Below are 15,917 nucleotides of genomic sequence, written 5' to 3' on the forward strand. Positions count from 1 at the left end.
TGTAACCTTTTGAGTGTAAGTTCCTGTAATCAGATAAAGTCGCTAAGAAAAACAAAAATTATTATTTGATAAAAATAAAAAGCTTTTCTCCGTGAACTCTGCCTGTCCCGCCATAGCTTTAGCGGAGGCGGATGTTCTCCGTGGTAAATCATACGCCTCTGCTTTCAAAATCTATTCTGGGGTCAATCACTGTGTACAAAATATCACTGACCAGCTTCATCAATAATCCCATAAGTGTATATATGTAAAGAGTGGCGAAAATAATCGGATAATCTCTCTCCAATACTGCCTGAAAACCCATCAATCCTAAACCATCCAGAGAGAAGATAACCTCAATCAGCATAGAACCTGTAAATATGGCAGTGATAAATGCCATAGGAAAGCTGGATATCACGATCAACATGGCATTTCTGAAAACATGCTTATATAAAACCCCATTTTCGGTCAGTCCCTTTGAACGTGCTGTTACCACATATAATTTATGAATTTCATCCATAAAGAAGTTTTTGGTAAGCATTGTCATGGTGGCAAAACCCGGAAGCGTAATACATATAACTGGTAATGTGATATGCCATATATAGTCAAGTATTTTAGCAGTACTGCTCAACTCATCCCAGTTATTTGAAATAAGTCCCCTTACAGGAAATATATGGAAATATGAACCTCCTGCAAAAAACACAATTAGTAATACAGCCAGAATAAATCCCGGTATAGCATAAAACACATTCACCATAAAACTTGACCAGGCATCAAATGGGGTGCCATCCTTAACTGCCTTACGAATCCCAAGGGGAATGGAGATCAAATACATAATGAAGGTGCTCCAGAGCCCAAGACTTAAGGATACTGGCAGTTTTTCTTTAATGATATTAAGAACAGTCTCGTTACGGTAATAACTCTTGCCAAAATCAAAACAAAGATAATCCCATACCATATTTATAAATCGTTCATGGGCTGGTTTATCAAACCCGAACTGTATTTCCAGTTCTTTAATAATGGCAGGGTTCAGGGCTTCTGATCCTCTGTAAACCCCTTTTGCGCCCCCGGATTGAACCGCGGTCTTGTTTCCATCTGCACTTTTACCGGATGTTCTCATTATTGGATCAGATGCCCCGAACGAGTATTTTGCTATTATTCGCTCCACCGGGCCACCGGGTGCAAACTGAATAATGAAAAAATTTATTACCAGTATACCAAACAGGGTCGGTATTATGAGTAATAACCTGCGTATAATGTAGGAAGTCATTATGGATTCCTGATACTGGATACTGGATACTGGATGCTGGATACTGGATGCTGGATTAAGTATGATTAGAAACAGCTATTTTAATCCTCTATACTTTTTCACCGCCGCATCCTTTACAGGATCAACCCACCATGTATCGGAAGGGGAATATGCCTCCCATTTGGGCTGAGTTTCAGGTATCCCGAACCTGTCCCAATAGGCCATTAGTTGTTTATTCCAGAAATACATGTTTATTGAGTAATAATTCCATAAAAGCACTCTGTCCAGTGCCCTGCATGCGGCTACTTTATCGTCTCTGGTCTTTGCATTTACTACTTGTTCAATAAGATCATCAACAATGGAATTTTTAATATACTGCGAGTTTGAACTCGCATTGGCATCTGCTGTCTTTGATCCCCAGTTCTGCTTTAGTTCCGCCCCTGGAGAAAGAGAATGAGGATAAAGACCATTTGATATCATATCCCAGTCATAACTGAAGTTTCTTGGCCAGAAGGTTGTGGAATCAACAATGTCCAGTCTGGCATCAATACCTAATAACTTCAGGTTTTCGACAAATGGTGCGAATAAGGGTTCATCGGATGGATCCTGCAACATAAAATCTATCATAAATGGTTTCCCATCTCTTACCAGTTTACCTTCTATATTTTCCCAGCCAGCCTCCTTAAGTAGTTTCGAGGCCTTACGTAAATTATTACGAAGACCTTCCTGTGTACCCTGAGTGCTGGGGGGTACAAATTCCTGAGTAAAAACCCTTGGGTCTAATTTATCACGATATGGTTCAAGTAACGCGAGTTCTTTGCCTTCAGGAACACCTCTGTGTGCCAGCTCTGTGTTGGCAAAATAGCTTGTATTACGCTCATACATACCATGAAATATATTCTTGTTTGTCCATTCCCAGTCAAAGGCATAAGCAAGAGCCTCTCTTGTTTTTTGGTCTTTAAACTGCGGCCTTCGGCCATTCATACCTATAGCAAAAAACCAGACAGGACCATTTAATTTATCTTCCCTCTTTTTGATAAAACTTTTTTTTACCGCATCATTGTTATATCCTTTTTTCCATTGCGCCGGTTTAAATTCATTACGTATATCAATGTTACCTCCCATAAAGGCCTCATAAGCAACATTGGTATCACGATAAACATCCATACGAACAAAATCAAAATTATTCCGGCCTGCATTTACAGGAAGATCCTTCCCCCAATAGTTTTCATCCCTTTTCATTATAAGGGTATTACCAACATCGACTTTATAAAAGACATATGGAGTACTTTGAACATTCATCTCGATGGTCGGTTGGGAAAAATCTCTATTTATCCAGTAATGTTTCGGGATTACAGGCAATCTTGTTGCTATCTTATATACATTATTACGATCACCCGGTTTGAGAAATATAAATTTAACAGTATCCTTTCCAGTCTTTTCAACTTTTTCTATGTCAGCTACCAGACTTTTATATGTTGGAGATGCCTTGTCTCGCATTGTCTCATAGGAATAAATTACATCTTCAACAGTTATTGGTTTTCCATCGTTCCATCGGGCAATATCTCTGATTTTAAATTCTGCCCATTTGTAATCTTCAGGATATGTGACTGTTTCAGCAATCAGTCCATATGCTGAATTCGGTTCATCAGCATTCGTAACCATTAAGTTTTCAAAAACGCTGAAAGTTGCAAAACCTGGTGATGTCCCAAGCGCTATATAAGAGTTGATATTATCAAAATTACCCATATCCCAAACAATGGTTCCGCCTTTTGGCGCTTTTGGATTCACATAATTAAAATGTTTAAAATCCTTCCCATACATCAGATCACCATATAGTGTTATCCCATGAGAGGTAGTAATATCCTTTGCAAGTAAGACACCGGATGTAAAAAATACCAATAGTAAAACGATAAATATAATTTTTCGCAACATAGTAATATCCCCTTTCTATTAAATATTTTCAGCCAAGTTTTTTTGAATTATTTACTGGGCATCAATCTATTTCACAATGTGTTTTCCTTAATAATACTTCTATGGGGTTTCATCTTCAGTTCGGACAATCTTATATCCGGTTTTTTCAAAACTTGAGAAATAAGGATCACATAGTCATTTGTCAGGTTAACAATAGTTGATCTGTTATAAAAAGTTTTGTTGAATGTAAAAGATCCATTTATAGTATCTGCGGCCTCCGACAACATCACCTCAAATGGAAATATCGCGAATGGAGGCTGCTCAACCTTGATAGGAATAAACATCATGGGTGGAGGCATGGTCCTGGATGTTGTCGATTTTTCCTCTGTCTTCGATACTTGTTGAGAAGGCTTTTCTTCAGAAGTGCGCTCAGGTGCCTTAGCGCCTCCTTCCCAGAATGTCTGAAGTTGAAAATTGACCACAGGACCTTGAGGTGGAATAGTCTTAGAAACGTGGAGGAATGGAACAAAATTATCATATACCTTTAACAGTGTATTTTTTGTTCTCTCGATAACTTCTATAAAAGTGGGATCTCCTGATAGATCAATGTGAAAGAACTGCCAGGTCATAAAGCATCCTATCAGCGGTTCTGTTTCCTTTTGATTACGGTTTGCAACAATAAAGCTGAAAAAATTATATTTATTACCGCTGAAAATATAAACCATTGCCATAAATGCGGCATATAGAACTGTAAACATAGTAGTGTTATTTTCATTACACAATACTTTGAGTCTTTTGACTATTTCAGGCAGAATAATTATAGGGACAGTATCCCCGTCATAGCTGAAGCTTTCAATGGCATGGTCAAAAGGTAAAAAAGTATTTATTTTATCGGTTAACTGTTTCCAATAGCCAAGTTTTTCTTCAAGAAAATCTCCTGAATATCTTTCCTGTTCCCATATTGCATAATCGCCATACTGTAATGCCAATTCAGGAAGAGGGATAGATATGTTTAAAGCGTATGCATGATATAATGTTAATAATTCTGATTGTAGTATACCCATAGATATTCCATCTGTGGCGATATGGTGAGTAAAGATATATAGGGCATGTTCATCTTTGGCTGTTATCAGTGTAAATGTAATCATTAATGGATCCTTGAAAAATGAAAATGATTCAGATGCCCTCTTGTCTGCAACCCGTTTAAGTTCATCCTTTTTTTCATCTTCAGATAATTCGTTCAGATCAATTACTTTAAGGATATTGGCAGGGACTTCGTTTATTTTCTGATATGGCTTATTATCTACTGCCTCATAATTTGTGCGCAGTATTTCGTGGCGTTTAACTACCTCCTGTATGGCCCTGTGAAAGGCAGAAATATTTACCCTACCTTTAATCAAATAACCTAATGCAGGGCCGGAAGATCTGATTTCTTCAGGGTCGTAATATTTATTGATAACAGGCAGTAATGTACCTTCCTGTATGCATGAAACGGGTATCAACCCTTTTCTGTCACGCGGAGTTATTCGATCTTTATTTTTTGACTCTCTCTCTTTCTGAAATTTTAAAAACATCTCTTTTTTTGCTGCAATGGAAGATGATGCTGTATTTTCAAGCATTTTTGACTCCTTCATTTAAAATATTTTCACCACGGAGAGCACAGAGAACACGGAGGGGTTTATGATACATATCTCTTTATTCCTTCTTTAAGCCTCGGTACATAGAGATCTCTCTTTTGTCCACAATCAAGTTTTATACCCTTATATGCTACGTGTAACCCATGCTGTAGTTTGAAGTTAATAACTTTCGGTTTCAACTTATAGGTCAGACATTGTTCATATGCAGATTCAAACAAGCCGGGGTCTAAAATCCTGTGAACTCCAATCGTTGTCTGTATCATCGGATCTGTAATTTTACGTATTTCACTCCGCTTGTCCCGCCATAGCTTCAGCGAAGGCGGATGTTCTCCGTGAACTTTCATTGTTAAAGTGACAGAAAATTAAACCGCAAAGTCGCAAAGGTCGCTAAGAAAAACAAACAATATTATTCATTAATAAAATATAAAGGATTTTCTCCGTGCTCTCTGCCTGTCCCGCCATAGCTTTATTAGATGTCGAAAGCCTTAGCGACGGCGGATGTCCTCCGTGGTAATTAATTATGCAGTTAAACACATGAACCCTAGAACCCTCGAACCCTTCTTCGCTAAATCACCCCTTCCTCCATCTCTCCACCCAGCACCTCATTGTATGTATCTTCAATCTTCTTAGCTAGGGCTTTAACAGTCTGAAGTTCAAATATGGTCCTGATGGGTAATTCCATTCCAAACACTTCAAAAATAAGGTTAATAATGCGACTTGCCTGTAATGAATTTCCTCCCATCTCAAAAAAATTATCATTACGGCCAATATGCTCTATCTTAAGTACACCAGACCAGATTCGTGCAAGCTCTTCTTCTATCTCACCTATAGGAGCCTCATAAGGAGTCGGCCCCTTTAACACCATAGAGTCAAAGATCGTATTGTTATTTTCATTGATGTCAGTTTCCATATCCACCCCCAGCATCCATAATCTAGTATCTAGAATCCAGCATCCAGTATCTAGACAAACTCCCCCAACCTTTTACCCGGTTCTTTAATTGCCTCAACCACTACTTCCTTAAAAATATCCAGAAACTTGTTAATAGTCTCTTCATCATAAACATCTGTCCTGTATACCATTGAACCTTCTATAACAGTTTCTCTGTCAATGAATTCCATGGCACAGGAAACAGGAAAGCCATGACACCCATGTCGTACACCTGGTGGCTCAATCTTTATACTGCGTGGTCTGAAATCATCCTGTTTTTCATCAGAACTGCCAGTCAATATACTTATTCCAGGTGCATTAAATGAGATACCATCATCGGCTAAGGCCTTGCGTACCCAGTCGAGTGGAACTGGTTGATGAGAATGGGCTTCATTCATTGTATTTGTAACACGCTCGGAGATCTCTGCAAAACTTGGATTTCCTGTAAGGCTTGTTTGATAGGCAACCTCCATGGCAAAATTACCAATAATATTTTGAAAATCAGTGTTTAACCTCCCGGCCTGAAGCGCAACAACAACCACCTCTTCCTGCCCGGTCATGCGCCAAATTGCCATGTTGTATGCAGAGAGCAAAACACAAAACAAGGTCTTCTTTAAACTGGAAGCCAATTGCTTTAGACCACTGGTTATATCAGTCTCAATAACAATGGTTTTTTCTGCACTTTCTTCTGTAGTTGATCTTTTAATAGATTGGTTTCCATTAGAAAGAAGGCCGGTAAAAGGAGCAGACTTAATAGTGTCCTTCCAAAAATTGATGTGCCTGATGCCTGCAGGGCTTTTTGCCCATTCCTCTATGGATGCAAGATAGTCCATGTACTGGAATCGGACAGGGAGTATTCGGGGCGGGGTGCTTGATAAAACTGAATTATATACAATCATAAGTTCCTGAAAAAATATGCCAATAGATATAGCATCTCCAATGGCATGATGAAGACCAACGCTTAATATGTAATCTGTAAAAGATATCCTTATTAAAAAAACACGATATAATGGTCCTTTATCCAGATCGTATTCCTGCCAGACAAGTTCATTAGCAATACGTATTGCTTCATTTTCACGCTCTTCGAGAGACTCTCCTTTAATAACAATTTCTTGAAAGGCAGGTTCCTGTTTAGGTTTATTAACCAGGTAAAGATTGCCATCTAAAATCTCAACAGAACTATTAAGCACTTTATGGCGACCAAGAATGTAGTTAATGCTTTTTATAAGAGAATCGGCATAAATTTCCCCTTTTTGCCGTATTACACTGTGGGTAGCATTAGCGCTGCTTAACTCAATCACACGGTTGGGATAATCCTTCCATAAGAACCTGTTAAATAATACGCCGCGATCTTTTGAAGTTGATAAAACCTGAAAAGGCCTATTGGCTTTTTCAACACTCTTCAAATATCGCAAGATGTCAGACTTTTTTTCTTTTATAGATAAAAGGATATCCTGCGTCATAGCGCCTTTCTGCGCTCGATAACTTAACTCTCTATCTTTGAGATACAAGTGTATGCCTTTCCCAAGGCAGTATTCAAGAAATGATTCTATTGTCATTCAAACGTACTCTTATAATTGTTTTGATTTTTTAAGGTTATCTGTTATGTAAAGCTTGCGTTGCAATATATCCAGTTAAGAATTACATCAAACATAGTTATAGCAAAATAAAAACAACCAACAATATGCAATCTTTCACTTCCGTGTTTTTATTTTCGTGCTTTTCGTGTGGTTCGCGGTTAGAAATATGTTTTTGGTTTTTCAGTAACGGATGACAAACATTATTATAATCAACCACGGAGAACACGGAGGGCACGGAGATTTTTTTTTTATTAGATTATACTCTGTGCTCTCAATGTTCTTGTATGGTTAAAGTGACAGGTTAAAATTGAACCGCCCCTGTGAAATAACGGCAAAACATGTTTCACAGGGTAAACAAAGGCGCAAAGGGCGCTAAGAAAAACAATAATTAATATTTGCCTTTCGATTGATAAAAAAATAAAAAGTTTTTCTCCGTGAACTCTGCCTGTCCCGCCATAGCTTTAGCGGAGGCGGATGCTCTCTGTGGTGAGAATACTGTATTCAAAATATAATCAGGTTCGCCTCGTAAAAGCACAAATTGATTGCAATGCACTTTTTCATTGCCCTGTTTTTATTTTCGCGCTTTTCGCGTGGTTCGCGGTTAGAATGCTATATCTGAATTCCATTTTTTAATATTTCTTTTAAAAATCCGCTTTCATCATGATTTTTATCCAGAATAACAGGTTCAATTCTGTCGTCAATTTCCCTTCTTAGTTTCCATAATAAAGGTCTGGTTGAAAAATAATCTCCTTCAATTTTATCAACAATAACTGCAACGTCTATATCGCTGTCTTCTCTATTATTACCTGTTGCATAGGATCCAAACAAAACCATCTGATCAAACATCATGTTTTTTGAAAGGAGTTTTTTATATTTTTTAAGTTTTTTTATAACCTCTGTTTTATCCATATCTGAAGTTCCCTGGTGTCCTTTAAAATCTCTATGCATTTTTCATCGGTTAATGTTTTCAGTAATTCTTCTTTATGAACTGGATACCTGCATTCAATATTCATTGGTTCGAGCAGGTCTATGAAATCCTGTTGTTTTTCTGATAAAAGCTCATAAAGTTCTGCTTTTTTAGCAATATATGAGAGACTGTGCGAGTATGGAGGTGTATCAGCGTGTATCTTAACAAAATAGCTTTTGAGTATTTTTTCGATTGCCTGATGAGCCATGAATCCGACATAAAGATATCTTTTGCTTTTCAGCATTGCTTCCGCTGTTTCCAGGTCATACTCTGACAATTCTTTCCAATAATTTACTTGGCTTGACATTTATTCTCGCTATTCATCATTCTAAATAAAACATAATTTTAGTTCTTTTCTGAAGCGACGAGATAATATAATCCAAACCAATGAATTTCTCAATATATTCTTTGAGATAGCTGCATATTTCCAAATCACTTATCGTCAGTTATGTAGTGCGGCTTTTCATATTTTTAATGAAGAATGGCAACAAACATCGTTATAACCAAACAAGATCTCCGGCGATACGCTTATTTTCATCTCCTATTTTCATTTTCGCGCTTTTCGTGTGGTTCGCGGTTAGAAATATGTCTTTGCTTTTATTTAAGGGGTCGGAGCCAGTACTGCCTCTTTTTAAGGCAGATTCAATATATTCGATATTTTTCCTTTCTATCTTTCCTGCTCTTAGATATATCCTTTTACTCATTACCTCTTGATGTTACATGATAAAAAGCCCCCGGATATGAAATTCTTAAAGGCCGAGCCATGATTGCTCCTCTCATATATTTTTATGGAAGGACATTTATCATGGCATCTTTATATTGTTAAGAATGAAGGTCTGACCCCTTTATTTTTTCTTACTTTTACTTTCTGCTACCAGTACCTCAGTTGTTGATCTTTCATATCTACTTTACCATCTCCGTTTAAGTCACCGTGAGTTCCATCTCCGCTTGCAACATAATTAATTTCATGTATAGGCGCATTGATTTTTTTCAATACTTCCAATTGGTACTTCAGACATTTTCTTTCAGCTTCAAAACTTATCCAGACTTCCGGCGGAATTTGCCAAACTCGCCATGGATGCTTTTTCTTATATTCATGATAGAGTTTAGAGTGAAACGCTTCATGCGCAATGGCACCGGCACACCATGTTAAAGAATAATATATAGTTTCATCAGACAGAAACATTATAGGTGGGATTTTAAATGGGGCCATTCCAGATCTTTTGCTCTGTTCAATCTTTACGGCATATTCATTAACCATATCGTATGCCTCAGGTGCCTTTTCTTTAAGCAGGACCAACGCCTGTGAGATCTGATCAACAAACTTTGGATCGCCTTTTATAACCAACTTTTTATATCCAAGACTTGCTATCCCCATTACTCTATTATAATTAAGGCTAATTATTACAACTAAACCCGAAAACACAATTATAATTAATATCACTATTTTCATTACTTATTCTAGCCCTCTTTTATTATCTTCGAAAAAGATAATAAAATTACTCCTGCCCTGCAAGAATAATCTTCAGTTGTTAATATGCTAATACTGTATTATTGCTATATAATGTAAACTTACCCAATCATTATTTTATTCATTCATTTTATTTTTATGAAACGAGTCAATATATTACCCCGGAATGGAAGCACCACTCCGAGGTTACTAAATTAGGCTATTTTTTAAAATCCGTACATCTCCGCGACGTCCACCCATTGATGATATTGTTCTATGGATACATTCGGGTTACCAAAAATATAGTATTCATAGTCGGCCATCTGTTGTGGGGTCATTGCACTCGGGTGAGGCATTCCGCTTGGTACCCCTGATGATGGTGCGGGTTGTAATGGTGCTGTTGCTTGCATTGATTTATATGCTACATAAGCACCTCCAATAGCAGTTACAGCCATACCTCCTACATATAAAACACCCTTAACAATAAGCCAAGCCAATGGATTTCCCCCACTTACTTCTTCTAGTTCATTATATGCTAATTCACGCATTTTTTTCCCTTTCATCTGAATTAAAATCTTAGCAATCAGATAATGGCCAAGATAATACCCGATTCAGTTTCGGATACATTATTTTCTGTTAATGATTGTACCTGACAATTATTAATAACGATTCCATAAAGATGAAATAAAAAGTGATATTTTTAATTTGTTATTATTAAAAATAATTATCCTAATCATACTTTATATGTATGTCATTATGTGTCAGGTTTGCCTGTTTGAAATTTATTAAATTATTACTCACACAATCATTATACCACCCCCTTTCTTAAGCTATTGAATCAATGCCATTTAAAAGGCGTTGACAATGGCTTCTTTGGCTTTATTTAAAACCTGAAGAGGGTGGCACTATTTAACTAGTGTTTTGTTTTGCAAACATGGAGACATGTTATTAGTTAAAACCCTCGCAGGTTGAATGATTTTGGAAATTATTGTTTGCATATTGGAATTATGAAATGGTGAGGCACTTTATTATAGACTATAGTATTTTTAAATATTTTCATCCTAATTAAAAAATAGATTATTGTTTTCGAAATGCATTCGGTCCCAACATTAAGCCATCAATACCGGATTCAGGCTCGTGAAAAAAGCCAATAGAAAAATGTTGCATATCAGACTGCACACGAAGAATACCTTTTTCATCTTTTTTCATTACAAACCTCACAGGTTGTGATTTTTTAACTTGCTTTGAAATTATAATTTGATCATCTTCACATGTAACAATAACTTGTAAGCCTTTTGATCCAATATAAGTCCCGGCCAACTCGCTTAAGGACATTTCAAAGGGTTCTTGGTGAGAAGTTTCAATTGATTGTCCTCGCAATCTACCAAAAATATAATTTATGATTGAATCTCGTAAAAATGGCTTCCACATATTAAGGCTTATTACCATTGCTATTTTGTTATGTGGATCAAAACGTAAACCTGTTGTCTGACTTCGAGCCGAACCATTCAGTCCATAAATCCAGCCACGATAAAAAGCACATCCAGCACCAAATGCAACAGCGACCTGTTCACTCATAGAGCTTCCATATGTTCGAGGAACTTTAATAACCTGTTTCTGAACAAACTGCAATGCCTTTTCAGATATGCCTGATGGGGGTTTACTAATACCACAGATAGTTGATGCAAGAGTTAAAATATCCTGCGTACTCATGGTAAGGCTGTTCAATGATGCACTCCAAAAATCTCCCATAGGTATAGATTTTAAAGGTTCGACTTTCATAGTCTCAGAGTTAAATTTATGATCAATGGCATATGATATATCTCCACGCTGATTGCTTTTAATGGAGCCTGTTGTTAGTTTCAAAGGTTTGATGATTATTTCATTATAAAGATCAAAAATATCATTGCCTGTTATACGTTTAACTATTTCTCCCAGTATCACAGATTCTGAGTGAATATAGTTGAATACAGTTCCGGGTTTAAAAAGTTGCGTTGCAGTATTTAGATACTCAACAAACTTTGGCCATGAGTAGTAATATGATACACCGGGATCAGAAATATCGACTTCTGAATATCCGCTTGTATGTGAAAGCAGGTGCCATATTTGAATATCTTTACCTCTTTCTGTTCCGCGTAATTCATCAAGATATTTGCCGATAGGATCATCAGGGTCGAGTTTACCTGCGGTTATTAGTTCCGCTGCTACCAAAGCCGTCATCAACTTGGATATGCAGCCTAATTGAAAATGGGTATTATCAGTCATTGTGATATCACTGTCGATTGAGATCGTGCCCACATTGGCTGTAATTTTTTGCGAACCTATATTCAAACCAAGAGAAATACCCGGAATGCCGGTTTGTTCCTTGATAGTTGTTAAAAACATTTGCAACTGGTCTTGTAACATGCTTAATGCTTTTTCGGGAGTTATTGTTTCATGAGCTGTTGCTTCCATAGAAATTCTCCTGTTTAAATCTGGATACTTGATACTGGATTCTAGATTCCGGATACTAGATCCTTGATACTTGATGCCCCGATAAATTCATAGGGATCTTCGACTGGCTTCTTGATATTTGATTAAAGACTCTGGATACTGAGTGCTGGATAAAGACAACAAAAAATGGATTTATGATAATTTATTTTTACGCCTTTTTCTGATCCTCTCTTTTACTTTAGAAAAATCAATAAAAGATGATTTGCCTTCACTTACTCTTAATTCTCTTTCTTTTAAAACATCAGCATGCCATTCAAGGCTCGGAATTGACTCAGGATCTTTTAATAAATCATCCCATATCATTTCCATAGCAGCGATTTTTTCTGAAGTAGACATCTCCTTTAAAGGTAGTGAGAATTTCATACTTTTACTCCATTAAGATCAATAACATATCAATTTTTACTAATTGTTACAGATAAAGAATAAAAATGCAATTTATTCATTTGCCTATTTTTTATGACAAAACTTAATGGATTATTATGTTTGATACCTGCGTATGGATACACAAATCCAGTATCTGGAATCCAGCCCCCAGTATCCACCCTCCTCAAATCACCCCACTCTCCAGTTCCTGGGCATCCAAATATTCTTCTGGCAATGTTTTTGTTTCAGATTCAGTCATTTGTTCATCTATCTTTTGACAAAACTCTCGCAGAGTTGGAGACTGGCTTATCGTATAAGGCGGCATATCAACTTGCAGTATTTCCTTTACACGAAACATAACCATCATAGTCATTAATGAGTCTCCACCCATCTCAAAAAAGTTATCTTCCGGGTTTACTTTATTCTGCTGAAGTACTTCTGACCAAATCTTACTTACGATGGTTTCGGTTTCTGAAAGTTGTGGATTATTGTTGTGTTGTTCGTGTGCTAACATAGGTTTTCCTTTCGTGTATTTTATAAAAGATACTGGATGCTGGATACTTGATCCTGGATAAATACGGATACTTGATGCTGGATACTAGAAAAAAAAGCTAGAAATCAGATTCTGGATAACTCATTTGCGCGAAACTAAATCTTAAAGGTCTTTTTAACGTATTATTTGATACACCTTTTAAAATTAAGGGGGGAATTTTATATGCCAACTTTTTATCGGTGGGGTGTAAAACCCCACCCTACAGAATTTTTCAACATTTTTCTCGCCAAATAAATAGCATTCGGTATGTTAACCTCTTTAACTTGACGCAAGTGGCCATAGCTATGGCAAAGGTGGATGCACTCCGTGGTGATAGGTATTTAAGTTTTTTCGGTGTCCCTCAAGGGTTGTTTATTAATTATTTATAATCTTGATTGGGAATTGGCTCATAGCAACATCAATAGTTGCCAGAGGAATTTGTTCCAGCTTAGCCTGAGCGGCAAGCATACGATCAAAGGGGTCACGATGAGATACATCCCAACTCCCTGCGAGTTGGGCATGCTCCAATGTTACATTCAATGGCTGAAATCCTGCCTGCAATACCCATTTAGAGACGTCTTTTGCAACTTCTGATGCCTCGGGAAGCTTTCCCAGACGATATTTTGTAGAAATCTCCCATACCGAAGCAGCACTAACATAGATTGCATTATCAATATCCTGAATATACTCCCTGATATTAATTGGAAGCTTCCTATCATCAAAAAGCCACCATAAAAATATATGGGTATCCAGAAGCATTTTGTCTTATCCTATTCCCACCTGGCCAATTCTTCGTCTGGAAGCGCTTCAAAAAAGGCATCTGTAACTTTGCCTTCAACTATGCCCGGAACCCTTTTTTTCTCTTTGTTAAACGGAATCAGTCGAGCGCAGGGTTTTCCTGACCTTGCTATAATTATCTCTTCTCCAGAATTTACACGAGCCAACAATTTTGAAAAATTTACCTTGGCTTCATTAATATTTACAGTTTCCATACATGCCTCCGATAAAACTAAGTCTTTTTGCTTAGTCTATACAAAACAAAAGGCAAAATCAATTAATACATTCTATACCATCAGCGTAATTTGCCTCCTTAATTCATTCCTGTTTACTTTTCCTGAAGTTGTTCGTGGTAATCTATCAACCATGTTTATTTTTATATTATCAGAATACTCATGCAACATGGCACATAACTCCTGTTTAAAGCTTGCTTTATCAATTTGCTGATTATTTTTTGGTAAAACTGCCATCACTATAGCTTCACACCTTTCTGAATCAGGCATTCCTAATACAACTGCCTCATCAACCATTGGGTGATCACCTGCCATGCGCTCTAATTCATTGGCTGAAATTTGCTGATTATTGCAAATAATAATATCCTTAATACGATCAGTAACAAAAAGGTTTTCGTCTGCATCCCGATATCCCAGGTCGCCGGTTTTTAGCCATCCATCTTTGATAACATCTTTGGAGATATCAGAATCAGAAATATAACCCTGCATAATCATTGCACCTCTTATACATATTTCACCTAATTCACCTTTCTGTAGTTGCTCTCCAGCATCATCAACCACCTTGATTTCAACGCTCGGTAATATCGGCCCTGCCCAATTGGGGTTATCCATCAGTTCAGCACTGGTTACATTGCTGATTGATCCGCATGTCTCTGTCATCCCATAACCTGTGCCAATATTCATTGATGGGATCGTACCGGTAACCTCTTTTATAAAATTCCGATTTAATGCAGTCCCGTGTATATTAAGGTTTGTTAATGTTTTTAGACTTTCAGTTGTGCTCTCTGATCTCAGCAACTCCCTTATCATATCCACAGAGGCCCCATTTATTGATCTTACCTTTTCCTTTTCAATAAGTGAGGCAGCCCTGGCTGTATCCCACCGGTTCATTAAAACTATTTTCCCACCAAGGTAACACATGAGCATAATACTGGAAAATCCGCCAATATGGGATAAGGGAGATAACAATATTGAACATGGCTGCATATTTTGATTATTTGCCTGTGCCCCTGGTGCCTTTTTAGGAGCACGATAACTCATCATATACCCGCCAAGCATCATGTTCATCAACCCTGTTGTCATGTTTCGGTGGCTGAGTACAACACCTTTTGGTGTGCCTGTTGTACCAGATGTAAATGAAATCAAGGCTTCATCATCCGGGTCTGATTTAGTAAATTCGCAAACCGGTGAAGCAGTAATATCTGTTTTCATTTCATTGTCCTGTTTTATACTTGAAAACAGTATAACAGAACATTTCAAATTGACCGCATCCAGTTTTTCTATGTTCGCTTTATCACATATTACTGATTTACAGCTTGTTATTTGTAAAGCCTCTACAACAGTTTCTTTTGTAGAATCAGCATGGATAGTAACTGATACTGCCCCTGCCATATGAATTGCTATAAAGGCGATAATCCATTCAGCGCTGTTTTTCATCAACAGGGCAACCCGATCTCCTTTTGATATGCCATATTGAATTTTTAAAATGAAAGCAAAATATTTTGCCTTTTCAATGGTCTGGTTGAATGTTAATCGCACCTCACCATCTACGATAAATTCATTCTGTTTAAATGAAGCGGCTTTTATAAAAACATCCTGCAAGGTTTTAGGTCCATGTGGAAATATTTTGCATGGAATACCATTTATTACTGCATCCTGGAGTTCAAAGGGTGAGCCTTTTTGTATAAGGCGTTTTACAATACTATCCATTATATGGTTCTCCAATTTTCGAGACTTAACTTCTCAGATAAAATAAAGACGCAATTCGCATCAGATCATAAGAGTTAAAAAAATTTCTAGATTCCGCGATCCCCTATA

General features: G+C 37.2%; 17 protein-coding genes. 1 reads left to right on the plus strand and 16 read right to left on the minus strand.

Features of this window, described 5'->3' with window-relative positions; translation table 11 throughout:
* Nucleotides 1-148 precede the first annotated feature (148 nt).
* From yejB to GX654_22400, 9 genes are all read right to left on the minus strand, one after another.
* Nucleotides 149-1,246: a microcin C ABC transporter permease YejB gene (gene yejB / locus GX654_22360; GenBank protein ID NLD39606.1), complete on the minus strand. Its 1,098-nt coding sequence runs from the start codon at nt 1,244-1,246 to the stop codon at nt 149-151.
* A gap of 75 nt (nt 1,247-1,321) precedes the next feature.
* Entirely contained in the window at nt 1,322-3,160 is a 1,839-nt protein-coding gene (locus GX654_22365; GenBank protein ID NLD39607.1) for an ABC transporter substrate-binding protein, read from the minus strand.
* A 71-nt stretch (nt 3,161-3,231) separates the two neighbouring features.
* On the minus strand, nt 3,232-4,758 hold the full coding sequence (locus tag GX654_22370; GenBank protein ID NLD39608.1) for a hypothetical protein: 1,527 nt from the start codon (nt 4,756-4,758) through the stop codon (nt 3,232-3,234).
* A gap of 59 nt (nt 4,759-4,817) precedes the next feature.
* Nucleotides 4,818-5,039 carry a GxxExxY protein gene (locus GX654_22375; GenBank protein NLD39609.1) on the minus strand — a complete coding sequence of 74 codons (222 nt, stop codon included), beginning with the start codon at nt 5,037-5,039 and terminating at the stop codon, nt 4,818-4,820.
* Between the two features lie 302 nt (nt 5,040-5,341).
* Complete coding sequence (locus GX654_22380) at nt 5,342-5,686, minus strand: hypothetical protein (GenBank protein ID NLD39610.1); 345 nt, start codon at nt 5,684-5,686, stop codon at nt 5,342-5,344.
* A 50-nt stretch (nt 5,687-5,736) separates the two neighbouring features.
* The gene (locus tag GX654_22385; protein ID NLD39611.1) at nt 5,737-7,263 is read right to left on the minus strand and encodes a hypothetical protein; all 1,527 of its coding nucleotides are present in this window, start codon (nt 7,261-7,263) and stop codon (nt 5,737-5,739) included.
* A 630-nt stretch (nt 7,264-7,893) separates the two neighbouring features.
* A complete protein-coding gene (locus GX654_22390; protein NLD39612.1) occupies nt 7,894-8,193 on the minus strand; it encodes a nucleotidyltransferase domain-containing protein in 300 nt (99 codons plus the stop codon).
* Nucleotides 8,172-8,558: a HEPN domain-containing protein gene (locus GX654_22395; GenBank protein NLD39613.1), complete on the minus strand. Its 387-nt coding sequence runs from the start codon at nt 8,556-8,558 to the stop codon at nt 8,172-8,174. Before GX654_22395 ends, GX654_22390 begins: the two co-directional genes overlap by 22 nt.
* A 564-nt stretch (nt 8,559-9,122) precedes the next feature.
* Nucleotides 9,123-9,704, minus strand: a complete 582-nt coding sequence (locus tag GX654_22400) for a hypothetical protein (protein ID NLD39614.1) — start codon at nt 9,702-9,704, stop codon at nt 9,123-9,125.
* Between GX654_22400 and GX654_22405 the strand changes: the two genes are divergently transcribed.
* Nucleotides 9,689-9,745, plus strand: coding sequence for a GlyGly-CTERM sorting domain-containing protein (locus tag GX654_22405; GenBank protein ID NLD39615.1), 57 nt, complete (start codon nt 9,689-9,691; stop codon nt 9,743-9,745). The two genes, GX654_22400 and GX654_22405, sit on opposite strands and share 16 nt — an antisense overlap.
* A 183-nt stretch (nt 9,746-9,928) precedes the next feature.
* Here GX654_22405 and GX654_22410 read toward each other — a convergent pair whose 3' ends face one another.
* The 7 genes from GX654_22410 to GX654_22440 all read right to left on the minus strand — a co-directional run bounded on the left by GX654_22410 (nt 9,929) and on the right by GX654_22440 (nt 15,809).
* Nucleotides 9,929-10,249, minus strand: coding sequence for a hypothetical protein (locus GX654_22410; protein NLD39616.1), 321 nt, complete (start codon nt 10,247-10,249; stop codon nt 9,929-9,931).
* A 529-nt stretch (nt 10,250-10,778) separates the two neighbouring features.
* The gene (locus GX654_22415) at nt 10,779-12,155 is read right to left on the minus strand and encodes a beta-lactamase family protein (protein NLD39617.1); all 1,377 of its coding nucleotides are present in this window, start codon (nt 12,153-12,155) and stop codon (nt 10,779-10,781) included.
* A 171-nt stretch (nt 12,156-12,326) separates the two neighbouring features.
* On the minus strand, nt 12,327-12,557 hold the full coding sequence (locus GX654_22420) for an addiction module protein (GenBank protein NLD39618.1): 231 nt from the start codon (nt 12,555-12,557) through the stop codon (nt 12,327-12,329).
* A 184-nt stretch (nt 12,558-12,741) separates the two neighbouring features.
* Nucleotides 12,742-13,071: a hypothetical protein gene (locus tag GX654_22425; GenBank protein ID NLD39619.1), complete on the minus strand. Its 330-nt coding sequence runs from the start codon at nt 13,069-13,071 to the stop codon at nt 12,742-12,744.
* Between the two features lie 393 nt (nt 13,072-13,464).
* A complete protein-coding gene (locus tag GX654_22430; protein ID NLD39620.1) occupies nt 13,465-13,848 on the minus strand; it encodes a type II toxin-antitoxin system VapC family toxin in 384 nt (127 codons plus the stop codon).
* 11 nt (nt 13,849-13,859) lie between these two features.
* On the minus strand, nt 13,860-14,081 hold the full coding sequence (locus GX654_22435; GenBank protein ID NLD39621.1) for a type II toxin-antitoxin system Phd/YefM family antitoxin: 222 nt from the start codon (nt 14,079-14,081) through the stop codon (nt 13,860-13,862).
* Nucleotides 14,082-14,153: 72 nt separating this feature from the next.
* Nucleotides 14,154-15,809 (minus strand): acyl--CoA ligase, encoded by a 1,656-nt coding sequence (locus GX654_22440; GenBank protein NLD39622.1) that lies wholly within the window; start codon nt 15,807-15,809, stop codon nt 14,154-14,156.
* Nucleotides 15,810-15,917: the final 108 nt, after the last annotated feature.

The organism is Desulfatiglans sp. (genome assembly GCA_012513605.1).
In the GTDB taxonomy this organism is placed as follows: Bacteria; Desulfobacterota; DSM-4660; order Desulfatiglandales; family HGW-15; genus JAAZBV01.